Here is a 23,907-nt window from a genome sequence, read left to right as displayed (position 1 = left end):
GGCTCACGTCTGCGTATTGGTTAAATATGTTCGCTTGCACTCAAAGTAAAAAACGATAGGATGGTGTCGCGTTTCTAAGTTGACTACTTTGTCTCATCTTTAAATAGCTTTGACATCGTGTGTAGCCGGGTGGGTTCAAGGATGAAGTGCGACTTGCGATAGCTACCAATGGGTTGTCACTCACTCGCAGGGAATGGCTCATGAGACGCACCTACTCCCAAATCGATATGGATGAACGTCGTAGGATCGCCCGCTGGCGAGCGGCTGGCTTGAGTGCCACTGTCATCGCCGAGAAGCTTGGGCGGCATCGCTCGACGATTTTCCGTGAACTCAGCCGCAATGCTTTTGAGGATAAGCAAATGCCGGAGCTCAGCGGCTACTACTGCGTCACCGCCAACGAGATGGCGCGTGAGCGCAGAGCCAAGCTGCGCAAGCTTGCTCGGTTTGCGCATGTTCGTCGATCGGTGATCGAGCGGATCATGTATGGTTGGTCGCCGCACCGCTTCGACCGGCATGCCGGGAATAAGCCAGTGCTTTCCCAGTTTCGCCTTCTCTGCGACCGGGACCTGAATGCGAACCCCGCCCTTCCCCCTACAAGAGCGGCACGAGAGGTAAGCATAGCGATATCCTACCGTGTCGCCCGGCCGCGCCAGCGAGATGAGACGGCTCCGGGATAAAGCCGAGGGCTCACCCTTCCAGATCGGCCTTGAGCCTATCGAGGATGCTGATCGCATGTGAGGCATAGCCGCTGATCCAGCGATCGTGGATGCGCTTGATCGGCAGCGCGTTGAGGTGATTCCAGCGCTCGCGCCCGTCGCGCTTTGCGATGATCAGCTCGGCCTCCTCCAGCACTTTCAGGTGCTGCATCACGGTGCAGCGGTCCATCTCGGCAAAGGCCTCGCAGAGCATGCCCGTGGTGCGCGGCTCTTCCTTGAGGTGATCGAGCATGGCGCGCCGACGCGGGTGGGCCAGGGCCTTAAAAACCAGGTCTTCTTCGTGCATGCTTGACATGTTATGTTTTTATAACATATTTGAGACGCAGGCAACGGGTAAGCCGACGAAACCGGAATCCAGGCTCCCACGCGGATCGCCAAACCGGTTCGCGAAGACTTCGATGCGGCCGACAATGCCGACAAGCGCCACGCCGACTTCGCCTCGGATCCGTGGCACCTGACCGAACGCGTGCTGAGGCGAAGGCGGACAATGGCGCCGTGCCTAACACGACCCGCATTGAGTTTAGCGTCGAGACAACGAAAGGAAGTGATTGATAATGCTACCTGAAATCGTTTCAATGGATGAGTGGCTGTCGGCGCTTGAGCAACAAGTCGACAGAGAGAAAGCCTTCACCCGTGCGCGGGATGAATTGAATGCGCGACGACGACGCTTGCCGATGGTCAGGATTGAAAAGGAGTATTCGTTTGTCGGCCCGACGGGCAAGGTGAAGCTGATCGATCTGTTCGACGGACGCCGGCAGCTGATTGTTTATCATTTCATGTTCGCACCCGAATGGCAGGCGGGTTGCGACGGCTGCTCATGGGTCGTCGATGCGATGACCCACCCGGCACATCTCAACGCGCGCGACACTTCTATCGTTCTGATTTCGCGCGCCCCGCTGGACAAGCTGCAAAGGTACCAGGAACGCATGGAGTGGCAGCATCCGAAGTGGTACTCCTCACATGGCAGCGATTTCAATCGCGACATGGGTGCCACGGTCAGTTACCCGCACGATCCGGCCAGAACGACGGAACGCCACGGCGTCAGCGTTTTCCTGCGCGATGGCGATAGCATCTACCGCACCTATTTTAATGGAGCACGCGGCGTTGAATATCTCGGCAGTCTTTGGACCTATCTGGACCTGACCCCGTATGGACGCCAGGAGTTCTGGGAAGACTCGCCCGCCGGATGGCCACAGACCGAGCCCTACATCTGGAACCGACGACACGACGAATACGAGGCCTAGCCCGCGATAACGGATGGGCCACGACCGATTGGACCGAGCGAGCGGGAGGCACCCCTGGCCTTTTGCTTCTCGGCATGAACCACGAATGCCCGTGGCTCACGCATGGAACCCACGAACAGGTCGTTCGGGTTGCCGTACATATTGATGGAATGAGGTCGTGATCCGGTGCTGCCGCCGACGCCGGAAGAAGCGGTTCAACAGCGGCGTGGCATCACCAGCCGCCTAGCGCCGTGTCCCGGCGCTACCGGTTCTCCTGCGTGCCAGCCGCATTGAAAACGCAGTGCCAAGTGGCCGCTTCCGCGCTATAATTGAGCGTAGGGCAGAAAAAGAGGTGAAGCCATGAAGAGGCTAGCAATCTTTGCCTTGTCGCTGGCAACGGCGCTGACGAATATCACGCCGGTCCTGGCGTTTCCCACGATGGGAACGGTGACGATTGAGACACCGCAGGCACAACCGGTGCAGTACAGACGACATTATGGCGGATATGGCGGCGGCTACAACCGCGGGCATCATCACAACGGTGATGACGATTGGGCGTGGGCGCTTGGGGGCCTTGCTGCCGGCGCCATCATCGGCGGCCTGCTGGCGCAGCCGCGCTACTACGAGCCGAGCTACTATGACGAAGGCTACTACGGCCCGACCTACTACCGCCCGCGTTATTATGCGCCGCGTTACTACCGCCAAACCTATTATGGAGGCGGCGCGCACACACGCTGGTGTTATGCCCGCTATCGTTCCTACAGGGTCTACGACAACACGTTCCAGCCCTATTACGGTCCGCGTCAGGCCTGCGTTTCCCCCTATTATTGAGATGGCATGCAGTTCGATAGGCTCGCACTGCACGGTCCTGAGCGGGTTGTCCGCGCGTTGGATCTAAGGCCGGCCAGATCCGCCCGCATGTCAGCCGCCCTGATTACCTGGTTCGGCCGGAAGCGTCTCGCGAACCCGGTCGACACGAGATCCGGCCGCGAGGCTTTGCTTCAAGTGCGCGCCGCTGGTCCACCGAGCATCCGTTGTCGGTGCCGCCGGTCCAAACAAGATCATCACGCCGGTGCGACGGCGGCCATGCTGGCCAGCAGGTCTCAGCGTCCGCAAGCGCTGCATCCTAGTCAAACCAGGCAAACCAAAAAGTTTTGCGTCCCTAATATACGCAATGGTAGAGTGGCTGATAGCGTTTCTCGCGCGGCACGGGCCTTGAGGTGTGCCGGGCAGTGCTGTCTCACAGAGACAAGAACCCGGGTTATCAGCATGCTGAACCTGCCTCGCCTGCCCTTGCTTGCCAACCTTGAGGGGTACCAGGCGACCTGGCTACGCAACGACATCTCCGCCGGCGTGGCGATTGCGGCCGTGGGACTGCCGAGCGCCATCGCCTATCCGGCGATCGCCGGCCTGCCACCGGAGACGGGGCTCTATGCCAGCATTACGCCCCTGGTCGCCTACGCGTTGTTCGGACCTTCGCGGCAACTGATCGTCGGGCCGGATGCCGCAACGATGACGGTGCTGGCGGCTGTGTTGATGACGGTGTTCGCCACGCCCGCTCAGGCCGCGGACCGCGTCGCGGCGGCGGCGCTCTTGGCCCTCATCGTCGGCATCCTCTGCCTGATCGCCCGCCTGGTACGGCTCGGCGTGCTTGCGACCTTTCTCTCCCGCCCGATCCTCATAGGCTTCTTTGCCGGCATCTCGCTGTCGATCCTGATCGGGCAGATCAAGCGCTTCACCGGGGTCGAAATCGAGTCCGAGGGGCTCGTTGGCCCTCTGTTCGAACTTCTACGCCAGGTCGGTTCCATCCACTGGCCGACATTGGCATTCGCCCTGGCGTGTTTTGCGCTGCTGCAGGTGGCCCGCATCTATCGGTCACCGGTGCCGGGCCCCGTCATCGTCGTCTTCCTGGCCGTGCTGCTTTCGTTTCTCTTCGATTTCGAGGGGCGCGGCCTGGCCGTCGTCGGCGACATACCCGATGGACTGCCGTCGCTCGCCATACCGCGCATTGGGGATCTCCCGATCGATGCATTGCTGACGGGCGGTGCGGCCATTTTCCTGGTCAGCTTCGGTTCCGGCGTCATCGCCGCCCGAAGCTTCGCAACGCGCGGCGGCTATCGCGTCGATACGAACCGAGAATTGACAGGCTTCGGCGCCGCCAATCTGGCAGCTGGCCTGTTCGGGACCTTTCCGGTGACGGCGTCCGACTCGCGTACCGCAGTGAATTTCGCTGTCGGCGGGCGGTCGCAAATCGCGAGCCTCGTTGCGGCCGCGACCTTGATGGCTGTGGTGCTGTTTCTCGGCAACGTCCTGCGTGTCTTGCCGGTCGCTGCGCTCGGCGCAATCCTCGCGGCAACCGCGCTAAGCCTGATCGACATCGGAGGCCTCAGGCGGATCTGGCACGTCAACCGCATCGAGTTCGTTTTTGCGCTGATTGCCCTGTGGGGACCGATCGGTCTCGGTGTGCTGAACGGCGTGGTCATCGCCATCGCGGCAACACTCATCTATCTGCTTCTGCAGGCCATGTATCCACACGACGCCCTGCTTGGCAGAATTCCCGGGCGCGACGGCTTCTACAAGCTGCACCGCATGCCGAACGCTCGCCCGATCCCTGGCTTCGGCGTCTGCATGATTCAGGACAGCCTGCTTTTCTACAATGCCGATTACGTTCGCGAGAGATTGGCTGCCATTGCCGAGGAGTTGCCGCCGCCGGCCCGCTGGCTGGTGATCGACGCGAGCGCAATCCCCCAAATCGACAGCACTGCGGCGGATATGCTCGCAGAACTGCAAGGTGATTTGGAGGAACGCGGCATCGCGCTTGGCCTTGCCGAATTGCACACGGACGCGCGCGCGCTGCTCGACCGGGCGGGCGTCGTCGAAAAGATCGGGCCGGGCATGATCTTCGAGGGGATGGAGGATGCGCTCGATGCCTATGAGGCAAGGTACGGCAGAACCGAGCCAAACGGAAAGCCGGCTGCCAGGTCTCTCGATAATGAGCCACGCGACGATCGTCTTGAAACGGGAGGGAAAAATGGCCAAGCACGACGGAAAGAAGAAGAATAAAGGCAAGAACGGCAGTGAAAAGACCGCAGAAGAAGCGGTATCCGAGGAGCAGCCGTCAAGCGGCTACGCCAAAGAGCTCGCGCGGCTCCAGGAGGAGATCGCCCAGCTACAGGCCTGGGTGAAGAAATCTGGCGCACGCATCGTCATTGTCTTCGAAGGCCGCGATGCGGCCGGCAAGGGTGGCGTCATCAAGCGGCTTACAGAGCGCGTGAGCCCGCGCGTCTTCCGGGTGACTGCTCTGCCCGCACCAACGGACCGTGAGAAGTCCCAGATCTATATGCAGCGCTACATCCAGCATCTGCCGGCGGCCGGCGAGATCGTGATCTTTGACCGGTCCTGGTACAATCGCCCCGGCGTAGAACGTGTCATGGGCTTCTGTTCGGATGATTCTGCCCGGCGTTTCCTCGAGCTTGCGCCTCGTTTCGAAGCGGCAATGGTCGAAAGCGGCATCATCCTGCTGAAATACTTCCTCGACGTCAGCGAGAAGGAACAGGAAAAGCGTTTCCGACAACGGATTGCCGATCCCCTAAGGCAATGGAAGCTCAGCCCGATGGACGTCGAATCCTATCGCCGCTGGTGGGATTACACGCGCGCCTACAACGAGATGTTGCGGATGACCGATACGGAATACGCTCCGTGGTGGGTCGTTCCCTCGGATGACAAGAAACGGGCGCGCATCAACTGCATCTCGCACATCCTCGCGTCGATCCCCTACGAACACGTGAAGTTCACCGAACCCGACCTCGGCAAGCGCCAGAAGCGTCCCGACGATTTCGTCGACGACAACAGGACACGCCGAACCGTGCCGGGCGTGTTTTAGGACAGAAGGCTGGGCAGCTGACCGCACAGTTCTATGCGGCGCGCGCCATAGGCGACACATGCGGCCGCGCCGCCGCAGCCCATTGCCCAGGCGCCTCCCGGCCGGACGCCTCACCGGAGCAGCTTTCAAGCCTTGTCGGGCGCCCAATTCAGGAAAAAGCCGACGTCGCCGGGCACCCCACCGGGGAAGTTGATGATCATCGCCTTCAACTTATAGCCGCTTGGCTTGCCAAAGGTCTGGTAGCGCTCGAAAAACTCTTTCGCCTTCCCCTGCAGTGTGTTCGGCCAATCCCGGTCGCCGCTGTTGATGGCACGACCGCTGTCGGTGCAAAGGTCGGAAGGGAAGCTGTAGACCATGGCCTCGAATTTTCCGGCCTTGACGGCGTTCGCGACGAGGCGGCGAACGATGGCGATTTCCTCTTCGGTCACGTGTTTTTTGAGGAAATCTGCGGCAAAGTCGGCGTGTTTCTGCTCCTCTACCGCCTTTAGCCGCCGCTCCTTGTCCATCTCCTCCATCTCACGCTGGAGCATCTGCATACGGAGGTCCTGCGCGCTCACCGGTTTCGCCCTGGCAATATCGTCTTTGTTCTCAGGCATCGCGTTGATCCACTTCAAGGAAAGGGGAACGCTGTTGCCCCGCAACGCACAATGACTGTGCATCATACGGGCCAACGACGCCCCGCAGGTACATTCAAGGGAACCCGATGGACATCGTTGCACCAATTCGGGGACGAACAACTTTCGAATGCGAGCCCCTGCGATCCAGAGCGGCTCTTCTGCCTATCGGTATTACTCGGTGGCTAGCATGCGGTCGGGCGCACAATCAGCATTCCCAAACAAGGCCCGGCTAAAATACTACAACTGCGAGGGAACGATGACAACTCGCGAGGAATGCTGGAATCGGCCGGTTCATCCCCTCGATCAGCAACAGGAAAGGCGAACTAAAGCGCGGAGCGCTCCTGCGTGGCGCCAAGGGTCTCCAGCGTTTCGGGTTGAGGCGGAGCACCAAATATCGCGTGGAGCTTCGGGTCGTTCTCATCGAGACGATCGTCAATCCACGCTTTTGCCCAGAGATAGGCCTCCGCAAACAATTCGGAATGCCGGCTCCAGTCCATAAAGCTGATTGCCGGCGGGACCGGTGGAGAGATCAGGATATCTCCTTCGCCGAGCGCGACCTCATGCGGCCTATGCGCCAGCATGCTCGCCGTAATCACCTGGATCATGTTCGGGACCTTCGGCAGGCCAACACGGCCGAAGGGGTTTAGCAGCCGCACCGTCAGCTCGGACGCGCCGGGGATGCTGTCATAGTCGATATGGTGCTTTCGCGGACCGCCGGCCCCCAGGCTGACAACGACATTCGGCCCTGTCTTCAGTTCCTTCATCTGATCGAGCGGCAGGTTGTTCATGATCGCGCCGTCGACCAGCATGTCGCCGTCGGCCGTGAAAAATGGTGGCAACACGCCCGGGATCGAGCCGGACGCTCTTACGGCTTGCCAGAGCTTACCGCGACGATGGACATGTGCCTGACCGCTGCTGAGATTGGTCGAAAGCGCAAAGAACGGCAACCAGAGGTCCTCGATGAGCACGTCGCCGTATTCGGCCCGGAGGGTGCGGTCGAGCACCTTGTGGTCCAGAAGCGCATATTGCGGCAGGGTGAGCCGGCGAAACGCACGGCTCTTGACGAAAATCTGGTGGGTCCCGCGGTTGATCTGGTCTGCGTCCAATCCTCTGGCAAAGCCGGCCATCATCGCCGCCCCGGAACTGGTACCCCCGAGATAGTCGAAGCTGGCGCCAGCTGCCGCAAACGCCTTGTAAACACCGAGATGAGCGCAACCAAGCGAGCCTCCACCCGCCGCGACGAAGCCCCTCGCCTCGCCGGAAACAAACCTGACCAGCCGCTCGACGTCCAGCGCGTCGTCCAATGCGACGTGGTGATGCTGTCGGATATCGGGGCGCGCATCGAGCCACGCGGCCGTTCCGACGACCGTAGAGGTCCGTTTGCCGTGCACGAGCGCAAGTCGAAGGCTGGACGGGGAATGGATCGACAGCGCCAACGCCTCGCAAGTGCTGACCTCCGGCGAACCGGTAGCCTCGGCGACCAGCAGGACGCTATCGGCCTGGCGTATGCACACATGCGTCCAATCGCTCGGCCCGTCATCGGCCACGTAGACGATGATTTCGGCCCTCGTTTCCAGTTGATTGAGCCAATCCAGAACCGGCTGGTCGTCTAGCGGGATGCCGGCGAACCGGCTTTGGATGTCGGCCTTTGTCAGAAATGCAGCCTGCTTGTTGGCTGCAAACGCCTCGCGCAGATGATGGAGGAAGAGCGGCGGAATATGGCTACCGCCGGCGGGAACGACCGCAAGCGTCCGCAACCGGCAAGCCTGCTTGCCGCGCGGATTCGCTGGCGCTTGCATCGCGAAACGTCGCGCCAGAAACGTCGTGACTGACTGGCGTAAGCTGGGCAGAGCCCTGGCGGCCCTTTCGAACTGCTCATCGCGAATTTCCAGGACGATGGAATCGCGCGCGGCAACGACCGTGGCGATACGCGGCAAGCCGGCGAAAAAGCCGACTTCCCCGACGAGCTCGCCGTGACCGATCTCGGCAATGGGTTCGTCGGCGCCATCCCGGTGAACTGCGAAACGCCCCGACAGCACGACGAAGAAGCGGTCCGACTGGTCCCCTTCGTGAACGAGAACTTCACCACGGCGCAGCAGCCTGCGGTCGGAATTCGCCGCAAGTGCCTCCAATGCGGCCACCGATGTCCGGTCGAACATCAGCGTCGCCGACAGCAGCTTGGCAGCAAGAGAACGGGTGGCTTCCATTGAGCTTCCTTGGAATATGCAGCTCTAAAGCTTAGCCGTTTCGTAACGGATTGCCGAACGGATTCCTTAGCAACGTTCAGCCGAACCATGTGGTACGGGAGGAGGCAAAACAGCTCTACGGCCGAGCCGGGACGGCTTCGGCCAGAAAGCCGATTACGAGAAAGGCGATCTCCTGGTGGATCTCGTCCCGTCCACGGCGCCCGCCATCCCTGCAGACGACGCCGTCGCCGGGTGTTTCCTCGTCGATCAACGCTTCTGCGCCCGGCTTGCAGAGCTGCATGAAGCTGAAGTGCATCGCATCGGGGATCTCCACGTAGGTGGAGGTGTCTTCGGACAGATGCTCGGCAAGATAGCCGGACTCGAGCGCTGCAGGCATGTCGCCGAGATCAGTGCCTGCACCGATGACCAGCGATCGAGCATGAAGGCGCGCCAGGCTCTCAGGACTGAACCCGCGCGCCAGGCCCAGATCGAGAGACACGAATGCGTCGAGACGCCGGTCACCGAGGTCCCCCTGAACTTCGGCTCTGCCAAGACCGAGCTCGGCACTGAGGCTGCACGCACGCGGGCTCGAATTTGTCTCACAGTCGACTCTGAAACGCTCGCGGTCAAACGTCGCACCCGCCAGCGCACTTACCGTCCATCCGCCGAGCGAATGGCCTATTGCCGCTATCCGGGTCTCGTCGATCTGGCCGCCGAGTGTCGGATCGGCAACTAGGGCGTCGATGACACGACTCAGGTCGCGCGGACGCTCCCATAACATCGCCGCCTGCTCCGCATCCCTGTTGAACGTTGTCGTGCCGGGGTGGTCGGGAGCCGCGACGACATAGCCTTGTTTGACCAATCTGCCGGCCAACCAGCTCAGATTGCGCCAACTGCCGCCGTAGCCGTGCGACAGCACCACCAGCGGCCGCGCCTTGTCCGAGGTTGCAGCGTTTGTGACGGCCGCGACGCCAAGGAAAGCCGGACTTTCTCCGACAGTCGCGGTGGCCGCCGGATCCGGCGAGGGATACCAGAGCGCGGCGTGAAGCGGCCTGGCGCTGCCGACATACAGATCGACTTCCCGAAAGCCGATTGAATCTGCGCCATAGGCAAGCGACACGACGGACAGCCATAAACTGCTGACAAGAATGGAAAATCGAAACATCAGGGAGGCCTTTCGGTTCGGAAACCAGGCCTCAATCGACTGCAATCGGCTGCTGCGCGACCTCAAACGCGATCGAGGTCGTCGGTCCGTCAAAAAGACCGGGATGGGAAGACCATCGCTGCGCTAAGGTTTGTTTTTCTTCTTGTGCAGCTCGCTCTGCCTGTCGTCCGGCGGCAGCTCGGATTTTTCGCCCGGCGCGAGCTTTCGCTCAAGATAGCCGATAATGGCAAGTACCGAGAATGCGGAGCCGGCAGCAAGAGCGGCAACGATCCAATGGCCGAAGCCGACCGACAGGCCTATTGCGCCGGCGAGCCAGAGGCTGGCTCCGGTGGTTATTCCCTGGACCTCGCCGCGCGACAGCACGATCGTGCCGGCGGCGAGGAACGCGACGCCCGCAGTCACCGCCTCCACGACCCGCAGGGGATCAATCCGTACCCGATCGTCGAAGAAGCCCGCGAGGCGCACGCTTTCAAGCGAAATGATGCCGAATGTGCAGGCTGCCAGACTGACCAGCATATGGGTCTTGAGACCGGCGGGCCGGGCCTTCGCCTCACGCTCAAAACCGATAACGGCACCCATCAGCAATGCACCGATGATACGCGCAAAAATGACCGGATAGGCTATCTGCGAGGGCGGGAACAATTCGGCGAGGATCTGATTCATGCGGAACCAACGCGAAGCTTTCGCATTGGTTCCGCATGATGGCGCCGCGCCTCACCCAGTGCGCGGACGCCGGGAGCGGCCTGCCCCCACCCCGCTCCGAAGCACGTCGAAGTTTAGTTTCCGAGTGCGGCGAGCGCGGCGTCCAGACGTTCCTGCGCCTTTTTCGGGTTCTTGGCCGCCTTCACGGCTTCCAGGTTGGCAGGCGTATCGCCGACCTGAACGACGCCGACCATGCCCATGCCGTAATGCGGCGTGCACTTGACCCCGTAAAGGCCGGGCGCGGTGAAGGTCACCTTGTAGTTTTCATTGATCTTGCTCTTGAACGCCTCGGCGCCATCCGGGATCATGCCCTTGATGGTTTCGACGTTATGGCCCTTGTCGGTCGGGATGAAGGTAATTGTGTCGCCGGGCGCAACCTTCAGCGACGCCGGCTCGAATACCATCGCGCCATCCTTGCCCTTGTTCAACATGTGCACTTCGAAGTCCGCGGCGGCTGCCGGTGCGGCGACCAGCATTGCTGCGATCGCGATACCAAATCCGCTCTTAATTGCATTCAACATCGTCTTCTCCATTTGAGCGACCAGCCCGTGCTCGGGTTGTTCGAAGAGAGACTTAAGCCTGCGACGCACCCTCCACTTTGATGCGCATCAAATTCGAAGCGCATTTCAAAGCCGCGTTGACATTAAATAGGATTCCTATATAAATGCCGCATGAGCAACGAACCTGCGACGACACCTCCCCTGATTGATCGGATCGGCGATGGCCTATCCCGTGTGGCAACAGCCATGCGCACCGAGGCTTGGACGGCCGCCGACGCTATCGGCCTCAATCCGACGCAGTTGCAGATCCTCACCTTTCTTGTCGCCCGCGGTCGAGCTGGAATGCGGGTGAAGCAAATTGCCGCCTATCTCGGGGTCAGCCAACCGACGACGACGGATTCGATCAATGCGTTGCTGCGCAAGGGGCTGGTCGAAAAGCGGACCGACCCGAGCGATGCGCGCGCGCTCTCGGTCGCCGCGACGCCAGCCGGTGAAACCGCCGTGCGGCAGGCGGGGCAGCTTGCCTCCGCGACAGAGGACGCCATCGCCTCGCTTTCCAAACTGGAGCAGCAGGATCTGCTCATGCATCTCGTCAAGATTATCCGCAATCTGCAGACGGCGGGCGCCATTCCGGAACAGCGCATGTGCGTCAACTGTCGGTATTTCCAACCACACGTCCACGACGACCCGAAGGCGCCGCATCATTGCGCATTTGTCGATGCGGCCTTCGGACCGGCGCAGCTGCGGGTCGATTGTGCTGAATATGACGGCGCTGAGCCGGAGGCCCAACGGACCGCCTGGCACGTCTTTAATCGCGCGGCGAGCTGAGCGCGTGCCGATGAAAGGCAACGCCAAGGCCAGGCCAAAAGCCGAGGACGCAAAAGAAATAAGGGAGTTGCAGCGGCAACTTCCCACAAAACTTCAATATCGGAACCCGCAAGCACTGTGTCTTGTGCCGCAAGCGGGCAGCCGGTGATGTCGGCGCCGGCCCGACGACTGCCATCGTCGGACCGGCAATTTTCTCCCTCCACGCAAACAGAAAGAGAAAACCGTGAGCAGAGTTAATCTAATTGACCCCAATTCGGCAACCGGCGCCAGCGCTGAACTGCTTGGCGAAATCCGATCCGCCTTCGGTGTCGCACCCAACATGTTCAAGGCGGTCGCCAATTCTCCGGCAGCCCTTGCCAGCATGTGGGCCTCCTTCGGCGCGCTCGGCAAGGGGCGTCTCGGCGCCAAGCTCGGCGAGCAGATCGCCGTTGCCGTCGCGGACCGCAATGATTGCCACTATTGCCTGGCGGCTCATACGGCACTCGGCCGCAAGGCCGGTGCGTCCGCCGAGGAAATGGCAAATGCCCAGCGTGCCAGATCCTCTGACCCGAAGACGGCGGCGGCCCTCGCCTTCGCGCAGACACTTGTCGAGGCGCGCGGGCAAATCTCCGACGCTGATGTGCTTGCCCTGCGGGATGCCGGTTTCGATGATCAGGACATCGTCGAGATCATTGCCCATGTCGCGCTCAATCTGTTCACGAACTACGTCAACGTCGCGCTTGCGGTGCCGGTAGACTTCCCCGGCGTGAAGCTCGTTCGCGAAGCGGCCTGAGGCACGCCTTCACACCAAGGGAGTTCGAAGGGACGGCCAGTATGCTCCCCTCCTCCCGTTTCAGCCGGTCGGCAGCCAGCCGTCCGGCGCTTCCCGGAGACGAGGACGATGAACAGCAATTTTCGCATGAAAGCGCCCGAACTCGCCGTTTCGGCCTGGTTCAATACCCCGGCGCCTCTCAGCCTCGAACGGCTGCGGGGTCGTGTCGTATTTCTGCACGCCTTTCAAATGCTCTGCCCGGCCTGTGTCTCGCACGGCCTGCCGCAGACCCAGCGTGTCCAGAGCATTTTTCGCGACACTGACCTGCAGGTCATCGGACTGCACTCGGTGTTCGAGCATCACGCCGCCATGACGCCGGACGCGCTCAAGGCCTTCATGCACGAATACCGACTAACCTTCCCTATTGCCGTCGATCAACCGTCCGACACCGGTCCGATACCGCAAACGATGGACCGCTACGGCATGCGCGGGACGCCAACTGCGATCATCATCGGCCGGGACGGGCATGTTGAATACCATCGCTTCGGGATCGAAGAGGATATGATCATCGGCGCGCGCCTGGCCACCCTTCTCGCCGCCCCGATGCCGGCCCCTGTCGCGGCTGGCCCCGAACCCGCCGGATGCACGAGCGACGGCTGCACACTCGATCCGCACGTCGGCTAAATGGCAAATCACCAACAGGAAGAATGCGAAAGAATGACAAAAAGGAAGGCGATCGCCGTCAGGCACGTCCACTTTGAAGACCTTGGAAACTTAGCAAATCCGCTGCGTTCCGCCGGCTTCGACATCGAGTACCGTGACGTCGGAAATGAAGGCTACCTGTCCTTCGATCCGTCAGAGCCGGATCTCCTCGTGGTGCTCGGCGGGCCGATCGGTGTCTACGAGGACGAAGCCTATCCCTTTGTCGGACAGGAAATCGCCATGCTGCAGGCCCGCCTTGCCGCCGATCGACCGACGCTCGGCATCTGCCTCGGCGCCCAATTGATTGCCCGCGCACTCGGCGCCCGGGTCTATTCGTCCGGCATCAAGGAAATCGGCTTTTCGCCACTAAGCCTTTCTGCCGCCGGTCGCACGTCGTGCCTCCGTCATCTCGAAGACGTTCCCGTCCTTCATTGGCACGGCGACACTTACGACCTGCCGGGCGGAGCAAGCCTGCTGGCTTCGACCCGACAGGTGGCACAGCAAGCCTTCGCAGGCGGAAACAACGTGCTCGGGCTACAGTTTCATCTGGAAGCCGAGACGGGAGCCGCGTTCGAACGCTGGCTCGTCGGCCATGCTTGCGAACTGGCGGCGGCCGGACTGAGCGTGTCGGATCTACGCGCCGACGCCCGGCGCTTCGGCCCTCGGCTGACTTCGGCAGCCGCCTCGGTGCTTGGCGAATGGCTGGAGCATATCGATGATTGACCGGCAAACGATCGTGCTCGACACTTTGCTTGTCGGCGTCCTTTCTCCGATCGACGACCGGGGGACCTTAAGCGGTATCGACAAGCAGCCAGCCATCGGTCCGGTACATCTCGGCGCCACGGGTTTCTCAGGCGACCACCAGGGTGACCTCAAAAGACATGGCGGCATCGACAAGGCCGTGCATCACTATCCGCGGGATCATTATCGGGTCTGGACAGGTGAGATCGGCCCCGTTGCGCGTCTCAAACAGCCGGGTGCTTTCGGCGAAAATCTTTCTGTCGTAGGCCTGATCGAAAGCGATGTGGCCGTCGGCGACCGGTTTCGCCTCGGCGGCGCACTTCTGGAGGTGAGCCAGGGTCGCCAGCCCTGCTGGAAGCTGAACCGCCGTTTCGAGATTGCGGATATGGCGCGCCGCGTCCAGCAATCGGGTCGCACCGGATGGTATTACCGGGTCATCGAAGAGGGCATGATTTCGGCCGGAGACCGGATGCAACGCGTCGAGCGCCGCCACCCGGAATGGACAATCGCCCGGCTCTGGCACTATCTCTATGTCGACACGCTCAACCGGGACGCGCTCGCTGAAATCGCCAGCCTTGCCATTCTGCCGTCGAGTTGGCGAGACTATGCGACCAAGCGCCTGCAGACCCACTCGGTCGAGGACTGGAGCCGGCGCCTCGATGGCGGGACCAAGCCTGTCAACGGGTAACGCTACCGCCCGCTGTTGCGACCGTCCGTCGACGGACCTGTGACGCAGCCGCGCGGCGGCGGCCGGCCGCTCTGCCTTCGCGTGCCAGCATCTCGGCTATCTGATCAGCGACGAAGATCGCATGATCGTTGACCTGCGGCAGGCCCATCAGCTCGCCGAATGTTCCCCGCGCCAGTGGTCCGGCAACGATCAGCGATTTCTCCGGCATCCCATCCAGGCCGATTGCACGGCTCGTTTCGTCGCAGGCAAGTCCAAGGCCAACATCGTCCAACCGCAGCCACCCTTGTGACGAAAGATCCGCAAGCCAGCTCTGGCTCGTAAGGATGCCTGTGTGGGCCGGGCCCGTCGTCACCACGCAGGCGTCGAACAATAGACGTTCCTTAGCGCGCATCTGACGATGGCGGATATCGACGGCGATGACCTGGCCATGTCTCTCGACGCCTTCGATCGAGGCACCGAGGATGCGCAACTGTCCCGCGTCGATCGCCTGCCGGATCGCGCCGTCGACCTGCGGGGCGACGCGGAACCGGTGGGCATCCCAGAAGGGGCGCAGGCGCTTCACGAGACGGCTTCGCTCCGCCACAGGCAGCGTCCGCCAGATCTGCCCGCCCTGGCTGCGCAGCGCGTCAATAACAGCATGCCAACTGGCGCCAACCGCAGCGGCGTCGCGCACGGCGCGGCGCACGCGCCGCAGCAGGTCGAGCGCGCTTCGCACAGGTTCGCTGACAAAATCGCCAAATGGATCCTGCGCCTGTCCGGCGTGGCCGCGTGATCGAAGGCCGCGGCGCGACAGCGCGACGATCGGGCCGCGATGGTCGGCGAGCCGCAGTGAGGCAATCACATCCGCCGCCGTCAGGCCATTGCCGAGCACCAGAACATGGTCATCAGGCCGAATGCTGGCCAAAGCACCGGCTGCCGTGGAGTCGGGCACATAGCGCGGGTGGTCGCACAGCGCCTCGCCCACACACCTCGGCGCACACGGGGACGGGTGCGTGGTGGCAATAACGACGATATCGGCCAGCAGCTCCGTGCCAGGACCAGAGCTGAGGCGCCACTGCTTCCCGCGCCGCTCGACGTGCTGGACGCGTTCGCGTCGATGCACCACCTTGCCGCTCTTTACGAATGGGGCGATGAATTCGCCGACATAACGACCGAAGACGACCCGCCGCACATAGAGATTGCCGTCGGCAGCCAGAGCCTCGGCGTCGTTACGCGGCTCTCTCTTGGCTGCCAGCCAGTTGAGAAAGTCATCAGGATCATCCGGAACGAGGCTCATGCGCGCCGCCGGTACATTGATGCGATGAGCAGGGTTGGCGGTATCGTAAGCGAGGCCCGCGCCGAGACGGGTTCGGGGCTCGAAGATGACGATGGACGCCCCGTCGCTCGCAGCGTTGCGCGCCAGGTTTGCTGCAACCATTGCCCCGGTGAAGCCACCACCGACGATAGCGACGACCGGTCGACGCACGCCCGTCACGATTGCGAAACCTTCAGCTTCGGGCGGTGATCGCCGGCGATCGTTTCACCGAACGGCCCGGTATTGATCGACGCCTCGCGAGAAGGAACGGGATGGGCAAGCGGCAGGTTTGGCAGGACCAGCTCGCCGAAGCGGTAGGCCTCCTCCAAATGCGGGTAGCCGGACAGGATGAAGCTGTCGATGCCCGCTTGCCGGTATTCGTCCATGCGCGCCCTCACCTGATCGGGATCGCCGACCAATGCCGTGCCTGCGCCACCGCGCACCAGGCCGACGCCGGCCCAGAGATTGGGAGCGATTTCGAGCTTATCACGGCGACCGCCATGCAGGCGGCTCATGCGGCTCTGACCAACCGAATCCATGCGCTCGAACACCTTCTGTGCGGCGGCAATCGTGTCGTCATCCACATACTGTATCAGTTCGTCGGCTGCCTGCCACGCTTCCTTTGCCGTTTCGCGGACAATGACGTGAAGACGGATGCCGAAAGTGACGTCCCGGCCCTCGGCACCAGCCAAGGCGCGGACCTCGGCGATCTTCCCCGCAACGTCCTCCACCGGCTCGCCCCAGGTCAGATATTTGTCGATCGTGCGCGCGGCGACCTCCTGCCCCTTTCCCGACGAGCCGCCGAAATAGAGCGGAGGATGAGGCTTCTGAACGCATTGGAACAGGAGCTTGCCACCCTCGATATCGAAGTGGCTTCCCTTGAAATCCACCTCTTCGCCGCGAAGCACGGCCTTGTAGACATTGAGGAACTCCTCGGTGACCTCGTAACGTTCCGTATGCGAGAGGTGAATGCCGTCGCCCTTGTTTTCGATCGGGTCACCGCCGGTGACGACGTTGATCAAAAGCCGCCCGCCCGAAAGTCGGTCCAGCGTTGCGGTCATGCGTGCCGCCAGCGTCGGTGACAGCAGGCCCGGCCGCACTGCGATCAGGAAGCGCAGCTTTTCGGTGAGCGGCGCCAAGGCTGAAGCCACCACCCAGCTGTCCTCGCAACTGCGGCCCGTCGGGATGAGGACGCCGTAGTAACCGAGCTGGTCGGCGGCTTGCGCCACCTGCTTGAGGTAGTTGAGATCGACATTGCGGCCGCCGCGGGTGGTGCCGAGATAGCGGCTTTCGCCGTGCGTCGGCAGAAACCAGAGCACATTGATCTTCTCGGGGACCTTTTCCGGCACAATTCCCATTTGGCGACAGCCTCCTCATAGCCTCGTTCGATGGCAGCCCAGCTACGCATCTCGATAGGAAAAACATAAACTCTATAAAATTTATTGACAATTAAAAATCAGACGATCATCTTTGACAAGAGGAAAATTTTTCCCGCATCGACAGTTTGCGGCCGGGAATTAGGTGAAATTTTTCGAGGGTTTACCCATGACAATCGCGCTTGCCGCTTCTCCAGCATTCAACGCCATCGTTCAGACCGCCAACGGCTACGCGCCGATCAGCCCCCCGGCGCTGAAAGCAGCAATGCGCAACCTGTCGGGCGGCGTTTCCGTCATCACCGCAGGTGTCGGCGACGAGCGGACCGGCGCCACCGTGACCTCAGCGACGGCGCTTTCGATCGATCCGCCGACCATGGTCGTCAACGTCAACAGGACGTCCTCGACGTGGCCGGTCATAGAGCGTTACCGGCATTTCTGCGTGAACGTGCTTTCTCGCGAGCAGCAGAAGGTTGCCGAACGCTTCTCCGGCTTGGACGGCGCGAAAGGTGCCGCGCGCTACGACGGCGCCGACTGGATCCGGCTCGCCAGCGGCGCTTCGGCATTGATCGGTGCGCTCGCCGCCATCGACTGCGAGGTCGAAGAAATCATCGAACGCCATAGCCATGCGATCATCCTCGGCAGGGTCGTGGCGATCACGACCGCTTCCGGCGATCCGATCGTTTATCACAACGGCCTTTATGGCGGCGTGCAGCTTTGAGACTGATGCTGGAAGCACACGGCATGATGTACCGAAGAGGCGCCCCAACTTTGGAATGGGCTCGCATCGAGCCAACGAAATGCGGAATAATTTGTCTCCATAAAATCGATCTTTTTAATCAATATATCTGCGAGGCTCCGTGAGTGGGCCACAACCCGACCATTGAGGAGCACCCCATGACGATCCGCAGACGCACCCTTCTCGCTACCAGCGCCACCTTACTGGCTGCAACCCAGTTCTGGCTCCCGGCCCATGCGGATGAAACGCCCCTGGTGATCGGTTACCAGCCGATCGTTGAGCCGTCGCGCGTGCCGCAGGCCGACGGAACCTACGAAAAGATTACCGGCGCCAAGATCACCTGGCAGAAATTCGACGGCGGTGCAGACGTGATCGCAGCACTCGCTTCCGGCTCGATCGACATCGGCTATGTCGGCTCGTCACCGCTTGCAGCCGCCGCCAGCCGGCAACTCCCCTTTGAAACCATTTTCGTCGTCGGCCTGATCAGCGACGCCGAAGCGCTGGCCGTCAAGGGCATCGACAAGCCGGAGCAGCTTGCCGGCAAGAAGATCGCCACCCCCTTCGTTTCGACCGCACACTACAGCCTGCTCACGGCGCTGAAGCACTGGAACATCGATCCAAAGTCGGTTGAGATCCTCAACCTCCGGCCGCCGGAAATTGCAGCTGCCTGGACCCGCGGCGATATCGACGGCGCCTATGTCTGGGATCCGGTGCTGTCCGAAATCAAGAAGACATCCACCGTGCTGGCCACCTCGGCAGACGTGGCAAAGTGGGGTGGCGCCACCTTCGACGCCTGGATCGTCAGCAAGAAATTTGCCGAGGAACATCCAGATATCGTCACCGGCTTTGTCAAGGTGACCGGCGACGCCTATGCGGACTACCGCAAGAATCCGGACTCCTGGAATGCCGGCTCGCCGCAGGCGGAAAAGATCGCGCGTCTGACCGGCGCAAAGCCTGAGGATGTGCCGAGCCTGCTCAAGGGATACTACTTCCCTTCGCTTGAAGAGCAGGCGAGCGGCGATCTTCTTGGCGGCGCAACCGCCAAAGCCGTCGCGCAGACCGCGGCCTTCCTGCTTGAGCAGGGCAAGATCCCCGCGGTATTGACCGACTACGCGCCCTATGTCTCGGCCCGCTGGGCGCAGGAGGCTGCGAAACTCTCGTTCTGAAGACGCTTCTTCACGCTCGCCCGGCGACAAAGTCGGGCGGGCGCATCGCGTCGCGCGCCCCGCATCCGGAAAAGCTGCATGTCCACGCTCTCCCTCGATAATGTCACGCTGCGTTATGCGGCCGACCACGGAAGCTCCCCTCCGGTGCTGGCGGCGATCGACCTGACGCTTGAGCACGGCGAGTTTGTCGTTGTCATCGGTCGCTCCGGGTCGGGCAAAACCAGTCTTCTCAGTCTGGCGGCCGGTTTCGTGGCGCCGAGTAGCGGTCGCATCGCGATCGACGGCAAACCGGTGTCCGGCCCCGGATCCGATCGCGCCGTCGTCTTCCAGGACGATGCCCTTTATCCGTGGCTGACGGCGCTTGACAATGTGGCATTCCCGATGCGTTTGCGTGGTGTTCCAACCGCCGAGCGGCTGGAAAAAGCACGACAGCTCCTCGTGCGCGTCGGTCTGCCCGATGCCGCAGATCGCCACGTCTGGGAGCTCTCCGGGGGCATGCGCCAAAGGGTCGGGATTGCCAGAGCGCTTGCCTCCGATCCGACGTTTCTGCTGATGGATGAGCCGCTTGGCGCGCTCGATGCGCTGACGCGCGGCCGCATGCAGGGATTTATTCTCGACGTCTGGCAGACGAGCGGCGTTGGCGCGCTGCTGATCACACACAGCATCGAGGAAGCGCTCCTGCTCGCAACCCGCGTCATTGTGCTGGCGCCCAACCCCGGCCGGATTGTCAGCGAAATCAGGACGACATTCGGCCGCGATCATCTTGCCGGGGCGCCGCTCTCCGAAATCCGCAGTTCGGCCGCGTTTCGCCGCCTGCATGACGAACTGACGGCACTCATCCATGCCGAAGACGAAGGGATTGCCGCATGAGTCTTTCTCTGGAAAGTCCGCCTTCAGTGCTTCACGCGCCCCGCGACATCGCTGGCGGGCCGGAAAACAAACGGCCGCGCTCGCCGATGCCGCTTGCCTGGATTTCGCTGGCGACGATCGTCGCCCTGCTTTTCCTTTGGAGCCTTGCCGCCAGCTATGGCCTGGTCTCGCCGCTGTTTCTCCCCTCGCCGCTCGCCGTCTACCGCGCCCTGCAAGGCCTGGCCGTGACCGGTTTTGTCGACGCAACGCTTGCCCAGCACGCGATTGCCAGCCTTGTCAGGATTTTCGGCGCATTGGCCGTTGCGATCGCCCTCGGCGTGCCCGTCGGCCTTGCCATCGGAACCAGCCGGCTGGGCAAGGGCATTCTCGACCCGATTGTCGAGTTCCTGCGCCCCTTGCCGCCGCTTGCCTACCTGCCCCTGGTGATCATCTGGCTCGGCATCGGCGAAGCATCGAAGATCGCCGTCATCGCGTTGGCGATGCTGCCGCCGATCATCCTGTCGACCGCAACGGGCGTCAGGTCGGCCTCCCGCGATCACGTCAATGCGGCCCGTGCATTCGGTGCCTCAAGATTGCAGGTCTTGCGCCATGTTATCCTGCCGAGCGCCCTGCCGTCGATCCTGACGGGAACCCGGATCGCGCTCGGAGCAGGTTGGTCGACGCTGGTGGCAGCAGAACTGGTCGCAGCGACCCGCGGGCTTGGCTTCATGATCCAGTCCGCCGCGCAGTTTCTGGTGACCGACGTGGTGATCGCCGGGATTATCGTGATCGCCGCCGTCGCTTTCGTCTTCGAGATGACGGCGCGTTTGCTAGAGCGCTGGCTGGTGCCCTGGTCGACCCGGCGCTGATAGGCGCGACGAAACCCGTCAAGCGGTCTTCAGCGTCACCCGATGCCGGGTGGCGATCAGCCGCGCCGCGGCATAGGTCTGCGTCACGATTTCCGGCACGAGGTCGATGTCGGGCAGGCTGCCGACCCCGAGTGGTCCGATCGCGTAGAGATCACGGATGGGCTGCCCTCCAGACAGAACCTCGCCAGCCGGGCTGACGGCGATGCCGAGGCCGAGTTCGTCAGGCTCCGCGAGGCCGCCGGCGAAAAGGCTCTGCATCAACGGAGCGCGAAGGTCAGGAGCAGAACAGCGACAGTCGATCACCTGATCGGCCTGAAGCAACGTCTCCTCGGGTGCGCCGGCAAAGCGGGCCATCAGCCCCTCGGGACGGCGCCGACCCGCCCAGCCCTTGCGCAGGACGGTCCGCTCGCTCGCAAGTTCCTGCTGCAGCCGCAGATGCAAGGGCGCTGGCAGTCGATTGCGATGACTGTCATAGATTGATCGCAGGTGCCGGTTGAACCGCTGTTTTTCCTCTTGAGGCAACGCCTGCCACAGGGACCGGGCGCGCCGGCGCAGGCCGTTCATCGCCGCTTGCCAGCCAAGTCCAGCCGCTTCCGCCTCCGCACAGGCCTGCCGGACAAAATGGACGATATCGCCGAGCCGCGTCGGCATCGGTTCGACCGGAAAGGTCGGCGCAGCAGCCAGGCGCGTGTGCGGCTGCGGCAGAAAGCCATGTCGCGAAAGAATGGTGATCTCACCGACAAAGCCGTTGTCGCGAAGCTGCAGCAGGCGGTCAACGACCCGCACGCCGCTGCCGAGCAGGACCGTGTGGCGCGGCACGACGAGGCGACGGGCCCGCACCAATGGCTTCTCCTCGTCCGCGACCTGCATCTCGCCCTCACGCAAGCCGAAACCGGTCGCAAGCACGATGGCATCGCATTCCACCGCAGCCCCCTCCTGGATCACGGCGAAACGCCCATTCGCTTGCTTGCGAAGGCCTTGCACCGCCTGGCAGGACAGCTGCATCGAGATATCGGGCCGACGCGTTAGCGCCTCGGAGAAACGCTGATAGACATAGTCGCTAAAGATGCTCTTCGGCACGAAAATCTGCTGAAAGCCGGGAATGGCCGCAGAAACCGCCGCACGAAACTCGGCATTGGCAGAAAGCCAGTCGTTGAAGTCTTCCGGTTGACCGGCCGCAACCGAGAGGTCGCGAACGCGACTGTTGAGGATTTCACCGCTTTGAGGCGCCGCCAGCACTTGCCCGCCGCTGATCGTCGGCTGCGGGTCAAAGAGATGGACATGGAATGCGGTGCGAACCGACTTCATCAACGCGATCGCCATCATCACGCCTGAAAAACCACGGCCGACAATGGCGATATGTGGTTTGGCTCTTGCACCAGTTCCCACCGGAGAAACGTTGGCGAACAATCCATGGACAGTCATGTGCACTCTCCTATGGCCGGCTCCAACCGGCAAAGTTTGAAATGCATGGCTGTTTCGGTCCTCAACGCAGACACCGACCGCATCGCAAGACATGGACCCTGCCGGCGCGCTCGTGTCTTTCTGCGCCATGTATTGCGGGGTCGGAAGAACATATCGTCGACCGCAACAGCGGTCGAGCCCGTATCCGTTGTCATGGTTGGCCTGGCACCTCGGCGCATGGTCATCCCTAGACGGTATACTCTATAAACTTTGTGCGTTATTAGAGCGCGAAATGGCGCCGACATCAAGGGCCGTGTTAAACCACCGCCGTCGCCACCTGCGGCCGTCAGGCAATGCCGCCCGGCAACGGCAACCGTTCCCGTAGTTCGCTCGGCTGTATCAGCGGCTCTCGACGCGCAATCCCGTTCAATACCTTCAACAGGTCATAGCCATGGGACCAGCGGCCGAAACCGCTGGCGATGTTGATGTGGCCGGCATGGCCAAGATCGACGAGGCGGCTACCCCAACGCGTCGAGAAATGGCGCAGGCGATCAAACGGCATATAGGGATCGTTCAGGCTGCCGACGACCAGGCTGGAGAAGGGCAACGGAAGTTCTGGCATCTGCCCGAAATCGACGGCGCCTGGATGAAGCCGATCGGTTGCGCCGAGATCGCACGGCGCGACAAGCAGCGCTCTGCGGACATGCCGGGCCAGCGGGCGCTGCGCCAGACTGGCAACGAGCAGGCATCCGAGACTATGGGCCACCAGGTCGACGTTCCCATACCGGAGAATCTCGCGTTCCAGACTGTCGCGCCAGGTTTCAAGCTTCGGGTGGTCCCAATCGGCTTGCTCGACCAGGACAGCCTGCGGATCATCGTTAAGCCAATGGCGTTGCCAATGACCCGTATCCGATCCAAAAAGCCCGGGGACAATGAGCGTTTTTGCCATGACATCAACCGTTTGCAAGGACGCCTCAAGGTTGGGCGGCGCAGATTCACCCGCCCATTTCATCGCCCGATTATGGGAGAGCCGGCTGAGGTCCGTAAGCAAGGAACATCCAATATCTATAAAATCTATAGCATAACTTTTTCAGAAGGACGGCGACCCCTCTGTATTTTAGATGAGGGACATGGAACAATATACGGAGGAGAGTGTTTCTTTCGACGCGGCTCAAAAGCGAAATCAGTTTCCTTGGAAGCCGTGCAAGCGTCAAAATTTTGCGTTGTTGGAGCCCATGAAATTGGTAGTTTGGCGCCGAAATACACCGGCGCTCGAACAAGCCGGCCAACCGGCGATTTGAAGATCGGTTTGGATGAGGGGATATGCGGCCACATGCGGCTGCAGGGCTTATGAGGTGACGGGAAGTTGACGGAGCGACGCAATGGAAGCCGCTGGCGGTTTCGCCAGCCGAGTGTTTTGCCTGGGTTTGGCTTGTCGCTCGGGATCACGCTGAGCTGGCTGGTGCTGATCGTGTTGATCCCGTTGTCGGGACTGGTGTTTCGGGCCAGCG

General features: G+C 61.9%; 23 protein-coding genes and 2 pseudogenes. 15 read left to right on the top strand and 10 right to left on the bottom strand.

Annotation, left to right across the window (positions count from 1 at the left end; genetic code table 11):
- Nucleotides 1-200: 200 nt before the first annotated feature.
- Nucleotides 201-497, top strand: a pseudogene (locus BBX50_RS23760) (helix-turn-helix domain-containing protein); the annotation flags it as partial.
- Nucleotides 498-687: 190 nt separating this feature from the next.
- On the opposite strand, the gene BBX50_RS23755 reads toward BBX50_RS23760, so the two are convergent.
- Complete coding sequence (locus BBX50_RS23755) at nucleotides 688-1,011, bottom strand: metalloregulator ArsR/SmtB family transcription factor (protein WP_065777777.1); 324 nt, start codon at nucleotides 1,009-1,011, stop codon at nucleotides 688-690.
- A gap of 259 nt (nucleotides 1,012-1,270) precedes the next feature.
- On the opposite strand from BBX50_RS23755, the gene BBX50_RS23750 reads away from it, so the two are divergent.
- The 4 genes from BBX50_RS23750 to ppk2 all read left to right on the top strand — a co-directional run bounded on the left by BBX50_RS23750 (nucleotide 1,271) and on the right by ppk2 (nucleotide 5,822).
- Nucleotides 1,271-1,960, top strand: coding sequence for a DUF899 domain-containing protein (locus tag BBX50_RS23750; RefSeq protein WP_244513225.1), 690 nt, complete (start codon nucleotides 1,271-1,273; stop codon nucleotides 1,958-1,960).
- 339 nt (nucleotides 1,961-2,299) lie between these two features.
- Complete coding sequence (locus BBX50_RS23745) at nucleotides 2,300-2,770, top strand: BA14K family protein (RefSeq protein ID WP_065777776.1); 471 nt, start codon at nucleotides 2,300-2,302, stop codon at nucleotides 2,768-2,770.
- A gap of 438 nt (nucleotides 2,771-3,208) precedes the next feature.
- A complete protein-coding gene (locus BBX50_RS23740) occupies nucleotides 3,209-5,002 on the top strand; it encodes a SulP family inorganic anion transporter (RefSeq protein WP_083213790.1) in 1,794 nt (597 codons plus the stop codon).
- Nucleotides 4,971-5,822 carry a polyphosphate kinase 2 gene (ppk2, locus tag BBX50_RS23735; protein WP_065777775.1) on the top strand — a complete coding sequence of 284 codons (852 nt, stop codon included), beginning with the start codon at nucleotides 4,971-4,973 and terminating at the stop codon, nucleotides 5,820-5,822. Before BBX50_RS23740 ends, ppk2 begins: the two co-directional genes overlap by 32 nt.
- Nucleotides 5,823-5,947: 125 nt before the next feature.
- Here the strand turns inward: ppk2 and BBX50_RS23730 are convergent, their stop codons facing one another.
- The 5 genes from BBX50_RS23730 to BBX50_RS23710 all read right to left on the bottom strand — a co-directional run bounded on the left by BBX50_RS23730 (nucleotide 5,948) and on the right by BBX50_RS23710 (nucleotide 10,968).
- Complete coding sequence (locus BBX50_RS23730; protein WP_065777774.1) at nucleotides 5,948-6,418, bottom strand: histidine kinase; 471 nt, start codon at nucleotides 6,416-6,418, stop codon at nucleotides 5,948-5,950.
- A gap of 344 nt (nucleotides 6,419-6,762) precedes the next feature.
- The gene (locus BBX50_RS23725; protein WP_065777773.1) at nucleotides 6,763-8,646 is read right to left on the bottom strand and encodes a patatin-like phospholipase family protein; all 1,884 of its coding nucleotides are present in this window, start codon (nucleotides 8,644-8,646) and stop codon (nucleotides 6,763-6,765) included.
- Between the two features lie 115 nt (nucleotides 8,647-8,761).
- The gene (locus BBX50_RS23720; RefSeq protein ID WP_065777782.1) at nucleotides 8,762-9,790 is read right to left on the bottom strand and encodes an alpha/beta fold hydrolase; all 1,029 of its coding nucleotides are present in this window, start codon (nucleotides 9,788-9,790) and stop codon (nucleotides 8,762-8,764) included.
- Between the two features lie 123 nt (nucleotides 9,791-9,913).
- Complete coding sequence (locus tag BBX50_RS23715) at nucleotides 9,914-10,453, bottom strand: MgtC/SapB family protein (protein ID WP_065777772.1); 540 nt, start codon at nucleotides 10,451-10,453, stop codon at nucleotides 9,914-9,916.
- Nucleotides 10,454-10,566: 113 nt separating this feature from the next.
- Nucleotides 10,567-10,968: a pseudoazurin gene (locus tag BBX50_RS23710; protein ID WP_065777781.1), complete on the bottom strand. Its 402-nt coding sequence runs from the start codon at nucleotides 10,966-10,968 to the stop codon at nucleotides 10,567-10,569.
- Between the two features lie 195 nt (nucleotides 10,969-11,163).
- Between BBX50_RS23710 and BBX50_RS23705 the strand changes: the two genes are divergently transcribed.
- The 5 genes from BBX50_RS23705 (at nucleotide 11,164) to BBX50_RS23685 (ending at nucleotide 14,702) form a co-directional block, all read left to right on the top strand.
- Nucleotides 11,164-11,820, top strand: a complete 657-nt coding sequence (locus tag BBX50_RS23705) for a MarR family winged helix-turn-helix transcriptional regulator (RefSeq protein ID WP_065777771.1) — start codon at nucleotides 11,164-11,166, stop codon at nucleotides 11,818-11,820.
- Nucleotides 11,821-12,043: 223 nt separating this feature from the next.
- Complete coding sequence (locus tag BBX50_RS23700) at nucleotides 12,044-12,592, top strand: peroxidase-related enzyme (protein ID WP_065777770.1); 549 nt, start codon at nucleotides 12,044-12,046, stop codon at nucleotides 12,590-12,592.
- Between the two features lie 108 nt (nucleotides 12,593-12,700).
- The gene (locus BBX50_RS23695) at nucleotides 12,701-13,255 is read left to right on the top strand and encodes a redoxin domain-containing protein (RefSeq protein ID WP_083213789.1); all 555 of its coding nucleotides are present in this window, start codon (nucleotides 12,701-12,703) and stop codon (nucleotides 13,253-13,255) included.
- Nucleotides 13,256-13,288: 33 nt separating this feature from the next.
- Nucleotides 13,289-13,996 (top strand): glutamine amidotransferase, encoded by a 708-nt coding sequence (locus tag BBX50_RS23690; RefSeq protein ID WP_065777769.1) that lies wholly within the window; start codon nucleotides 13,289-13,291, stop codon nucleotides 13,994-13,996.
- Nucleotides 13,989-14,702: an MOSC domain-containing protein gene (locus tag BBX50_RS23685; RefSeq protein ID WP_065777768.1), complete on the top strand. Its 714-nt coding sequence runs from the start codon at nucleotides 13,989-13,991 to the stop codon at nucleotides 14,700-14,702. Before BBX50_RS23690 ends, BBX50_RS23685 begins: the two co-directional genes overlap by 8 nt.
- Here the strand turns inward: BBX50_RS23685 and BBX50_RS23680 are convergent.
- Both BBX50_RS23680 and ssuD read right to left on the bottom strand, forming a co-directional pair.
- Nucleotides 14,692-16,179 carry an FAD/NAD(P)-binding protein gene (locus BBX50_RS23680; RefSeq protein WP_065777767.1) on the bottom strand — a complete coding sequence of 496 codons (1,488 nt, stop codon included), beginning with the start codon at nucleotides 16,177-16,179 and terminating at the stop codon, nucleotides 14,692-14,694. The genes BBX50_RS23685 and BBX50_RS23680 overlap by 11 nt on opposite strands.
- Nucleotides 16,173-17,354: an FMNH2-dependent alkanesulfonate monooxygenase gene (gene ssuD, locus BBX50_RS23675; RefSeq protein ID WP_065777766.1), complete on the bottom strand. Its 1,182-nt coding sequence runs from the start codon at nucleotides 17,352-17,354 to the stop codon at nucleotides 16,173-16,175. The genes BBX50_RS23680 and ssuD overlap by 7 nt, the downstream gene beginning before the upstream one ends.
- Before the next feature lie 283 nt (nucleotides 17,355-17,637).
- Here ssuD and BBX50_RS23670 point away from each other — a divergent pair, with 283 nt between their 5' ends.
- From BBX50_RS23670 to BBX50_RS23655, 4 genes are all read left to right on the top strand, one after another.
- Entirely contained in the window at nucleotides 17,638-18,090 is a 453-nt protein-coding gene (locus BBX50_RS23670; RefSeq protein WP_244513226.1) for a flavin reductase family protein, read from the top strand.
- A 176-nt stretch (nucleotides 18,091-18,266) separates the two neighbouring features.
- Nucleotides 18,267-19,274 carry a taurine ABC transporter substrate-binding protein gene (tauA, locus tag BBX50_RS23665; protein WP_065777765.1) on the top strand — a complete coding sequence of 336 codons (1,008 nt, stop codon included), beginning with the start codon at nucleotides 18,267-18,269 and terminating at the stop codon, nucleotides 19,272-19,274.
- A 78-nt stretch (nucleotides 19,275-19,352) separates the two neighbouring features.
- Nucleotides 19,353-20,144 (top strand): ATP-binding cassette domain-containing protein, encoded by a 792-nt coding sequence (locus BBX50_RS23660; RefSeq protein ID WP_065777764.1) that lies wholly within the window; start codon nucleotides 19,353-19,355, stop codon nucleotides 20,142-20,144.
- Entirely contained in the window at nucleotides 20,141-20,992 is an 852-nt protein-coding gene (locus BBX50_RS23655; protein WP_083213787.1) for an ABC transporter permease subunit, read from the top strand. The genes BBX50_RS23660 and BBX50_RS23655 overlap by 4 nt, the downstream gene beginning before the upstream one ends.
- A gap of 18 nt (nucleotides 20,993-21,010) precedes the next feature.
- Here BBX50_RS23655 and BBX50_RS23650 read toward each other — a convergent pair whose 3' ends face one another.
- Together BBX50_RS23650 and BBX50_RS23645 are read right to left on the bottom strand one after the other, a co-directional pair.
- Nucleotides 21,011-22,417, bottom strand: a complete 1,407-nt coding sequence (locus tag BBX50_RS23650; RefSeq protein ID WP_065777763.1) for an FAD/NAD(P)-binding protein — start codon at nucleotides 22,415-22,417, stop codon at nucleotides 21,011-21,013.
- Nucleotides 22,418-22,742: 325 nt separating this feature from the next.
- Nucleotides 22,743-23,345, bottom strand: coding sequence for an alpha/beta hydrolase (locus BBX50_RS23645; RefSeq protein ID WP_065777778.1), 603 nt, complete (start codon nucleotides 23,343-23,345; stop codon nucleotides 22,743-22,745).
- A 417-nt stretch (nucleotides 23,346-23,762) separates the two neighbouring features.
- Here BBX50_RS23645 and BBX50_RS30870 point away from each other — a divergent pair.
- Nucleotides 23,763-23,907 (top strand): annotated as a pseudogene (locus tag BBX50_RS30870) (molybdate ABC transporter permease subunit); the annotation flags it as partial.

Origin of the sequence: Ensifer sp. LC11 (assembly GCF_001695835.1) — a bacterium.
Lineage (GTDB): Bacteria > Pseudomonadota > Alphaproteobacteria > Rhizobiales > Rhizobiaceae > Ensifer.
The sequence above is the reverse complement of the archived record's forward strand: the minus strand, read 5'-3'. Positions and strand labels throughout refer to the sequence as shown.

What these genes read in the sequence shown, in the direction of transcription:
- BBX50_RS23755 (WP_065777777.1), bottom strand. Translation starts at nt 1,011, where the DNA reads ATGTCAAGCATGCACGAAGAAGACCTGGTTTTTAAGGCCCTGGCCCAC.
- BBX50_RS23750 (WP_244513225.1), top strand. Translation starts at nt 1,271, where the DNA reads ATGCTACCTGAAATCGTTTCAATGGATGAGTGGCTGTCGGCGCTTGAG.
- BBX50_RS23745 (WP_065777776.1), top strand. Translation starts at nt 2,300, where the DNA reads ATGAAGAGGCTAGCAATCTTTGCCTTGTCGCTGGCAACGGCGCTGACG.
- BBX50_RS23740 (WP_083213790.1), top strand. Translation starts at nt 3,209, where the DNA reads ATGCTGAACCTGCCTCGCCTGCCCTTGCTTGCCAACCTTGAGGGGTAC.
- ppk2 (WP_065777775.1), top strand. Translation starts at nt 4,971, where the DNA reads ATGGCCAAGCACGACGGAAAGAAGAAGAATAAAGGCAAGAACGGCAGT.
- BBX50_RS23730 (WP_065777774.1), bottom strand. Translation starts at nt 6,418, where the DNA reads ATGCCTGAGAACAAAGACGATATTGCCAGGGCGAAACCGGTGAGCGCG.
- BBX50_RS23725 (WP_065777773.1), bottom strand. Translation starts at nt 8,646, where the DNA reads ATGGAAGCCACCCGTTCTCTTGCTGCCAAGCTGCTGTCGGCGACGCTG.
- BBX50_RS23720 (WP_065777782.1), bottom strand. Translation starts at nt 9,790, where the DNA reads ATGTTTCGATTTTCCATTCTTGTCAGCAGTTTATGGCTGTCCGTCGTG.
- BBX50_RS23715 (WP_065777772.1), bottom strand. Translation starts at nt 10,453, where the DNA reads ATGAATCAGATCCTCGCCGAATTGTTCCCGCCCTCGCAGATAGCCTAT.
- BBX50_RS23710 (WP_065777781.1), bottom strand. Translation starts at nt 10,968, where the DNA reads ATGCTGGTCGCCGCACCGGCAGCCGCCGCGGACTTCGAAGTGCACATG.
- BBX50_RS23705 (WP_065777771.1), top strand. Translation starts at nt 11,164, where the DNA reads ATGAGCAACGAACCTGCGACGACACCTCCCCTGATTGATCGGATCGGC.
- BBX50_RS23695 (WP_083213789.1), top strand. Translation starts at nt 12,701, where the DNA reads ATGAACAGCAATTTTCGCATGAAAGCGCCCGAACTCGCCGTTTCGGCC.
- BBX50_RS23690 (WP_065777769.1), top strand. Translation starts at nt 13,289, where the DNA reads ATGACAAAAAGGAAGGCGATCGCCGTCAGGCACGTCCACTTTGAAGAC.
- BBX50_RS23685 (WP_065777768.1), top strand. Translation starts at nt 13,989, where the DNA reads ATGATTGACCGGCAAACGATCGTGCTCGACACTTTGCTTGTCGGCGTC.
- ssuD (WP_065777766.1), bottom strand. Translation starts at nt 17,354, where the DNA reads ATGGGAATTGTGCCGGAAAAGGTCCCCGAGAAGATCAATGTGCTCTGG.
- BBX50_RS23670 (WP_244513226.1), top strand. Translation starts at nt 17,638, where the DNA reads ATGCGCAACCTGTCGGGCGGCGTTTCCGTCATCACCGCAGGTGTCGGC.
- tauA (WP_065777765.1), top strand. Translation starts at nt 18,267, where the DNA reads ATGACGATCCGCAGACGCACCCTTCTCGCTACCAGCGCCACCTTACTG.
- BBX50_RS23660 (WP_065777764.1), top strand. Translation starts at nt 19,353, where the DNA reads ATGTCCACGCTCTCCCTCGATAATGTCACGCTGCGTTATGCGGCCGAC.
- BBX50_RS23655 (WP_083213787.1), top strand. Translation starts at nt 20,141, where the DNA reads ATGAGTCTTTCTCTGGAAAGTCCGCCTTCAGTGCTTCACGCGCCCCGC.
- BBX50_RS23650 (WP_065777763.1), bottom strand. Translation starts at nt 22,417, where the DNA reads ATGACTGTCCATGGATTGTTCGCCAACGTTTCTCCGGTGGGAACTGGT.
- BBX50_RS23645 (WP_065777778.1), bottom strand. Translation starts at nt 23,345, where the DNA reads ATGGCAAAAACGCTCATTGTCCCCGGGCTTTTTGGATCGGATACGGGT.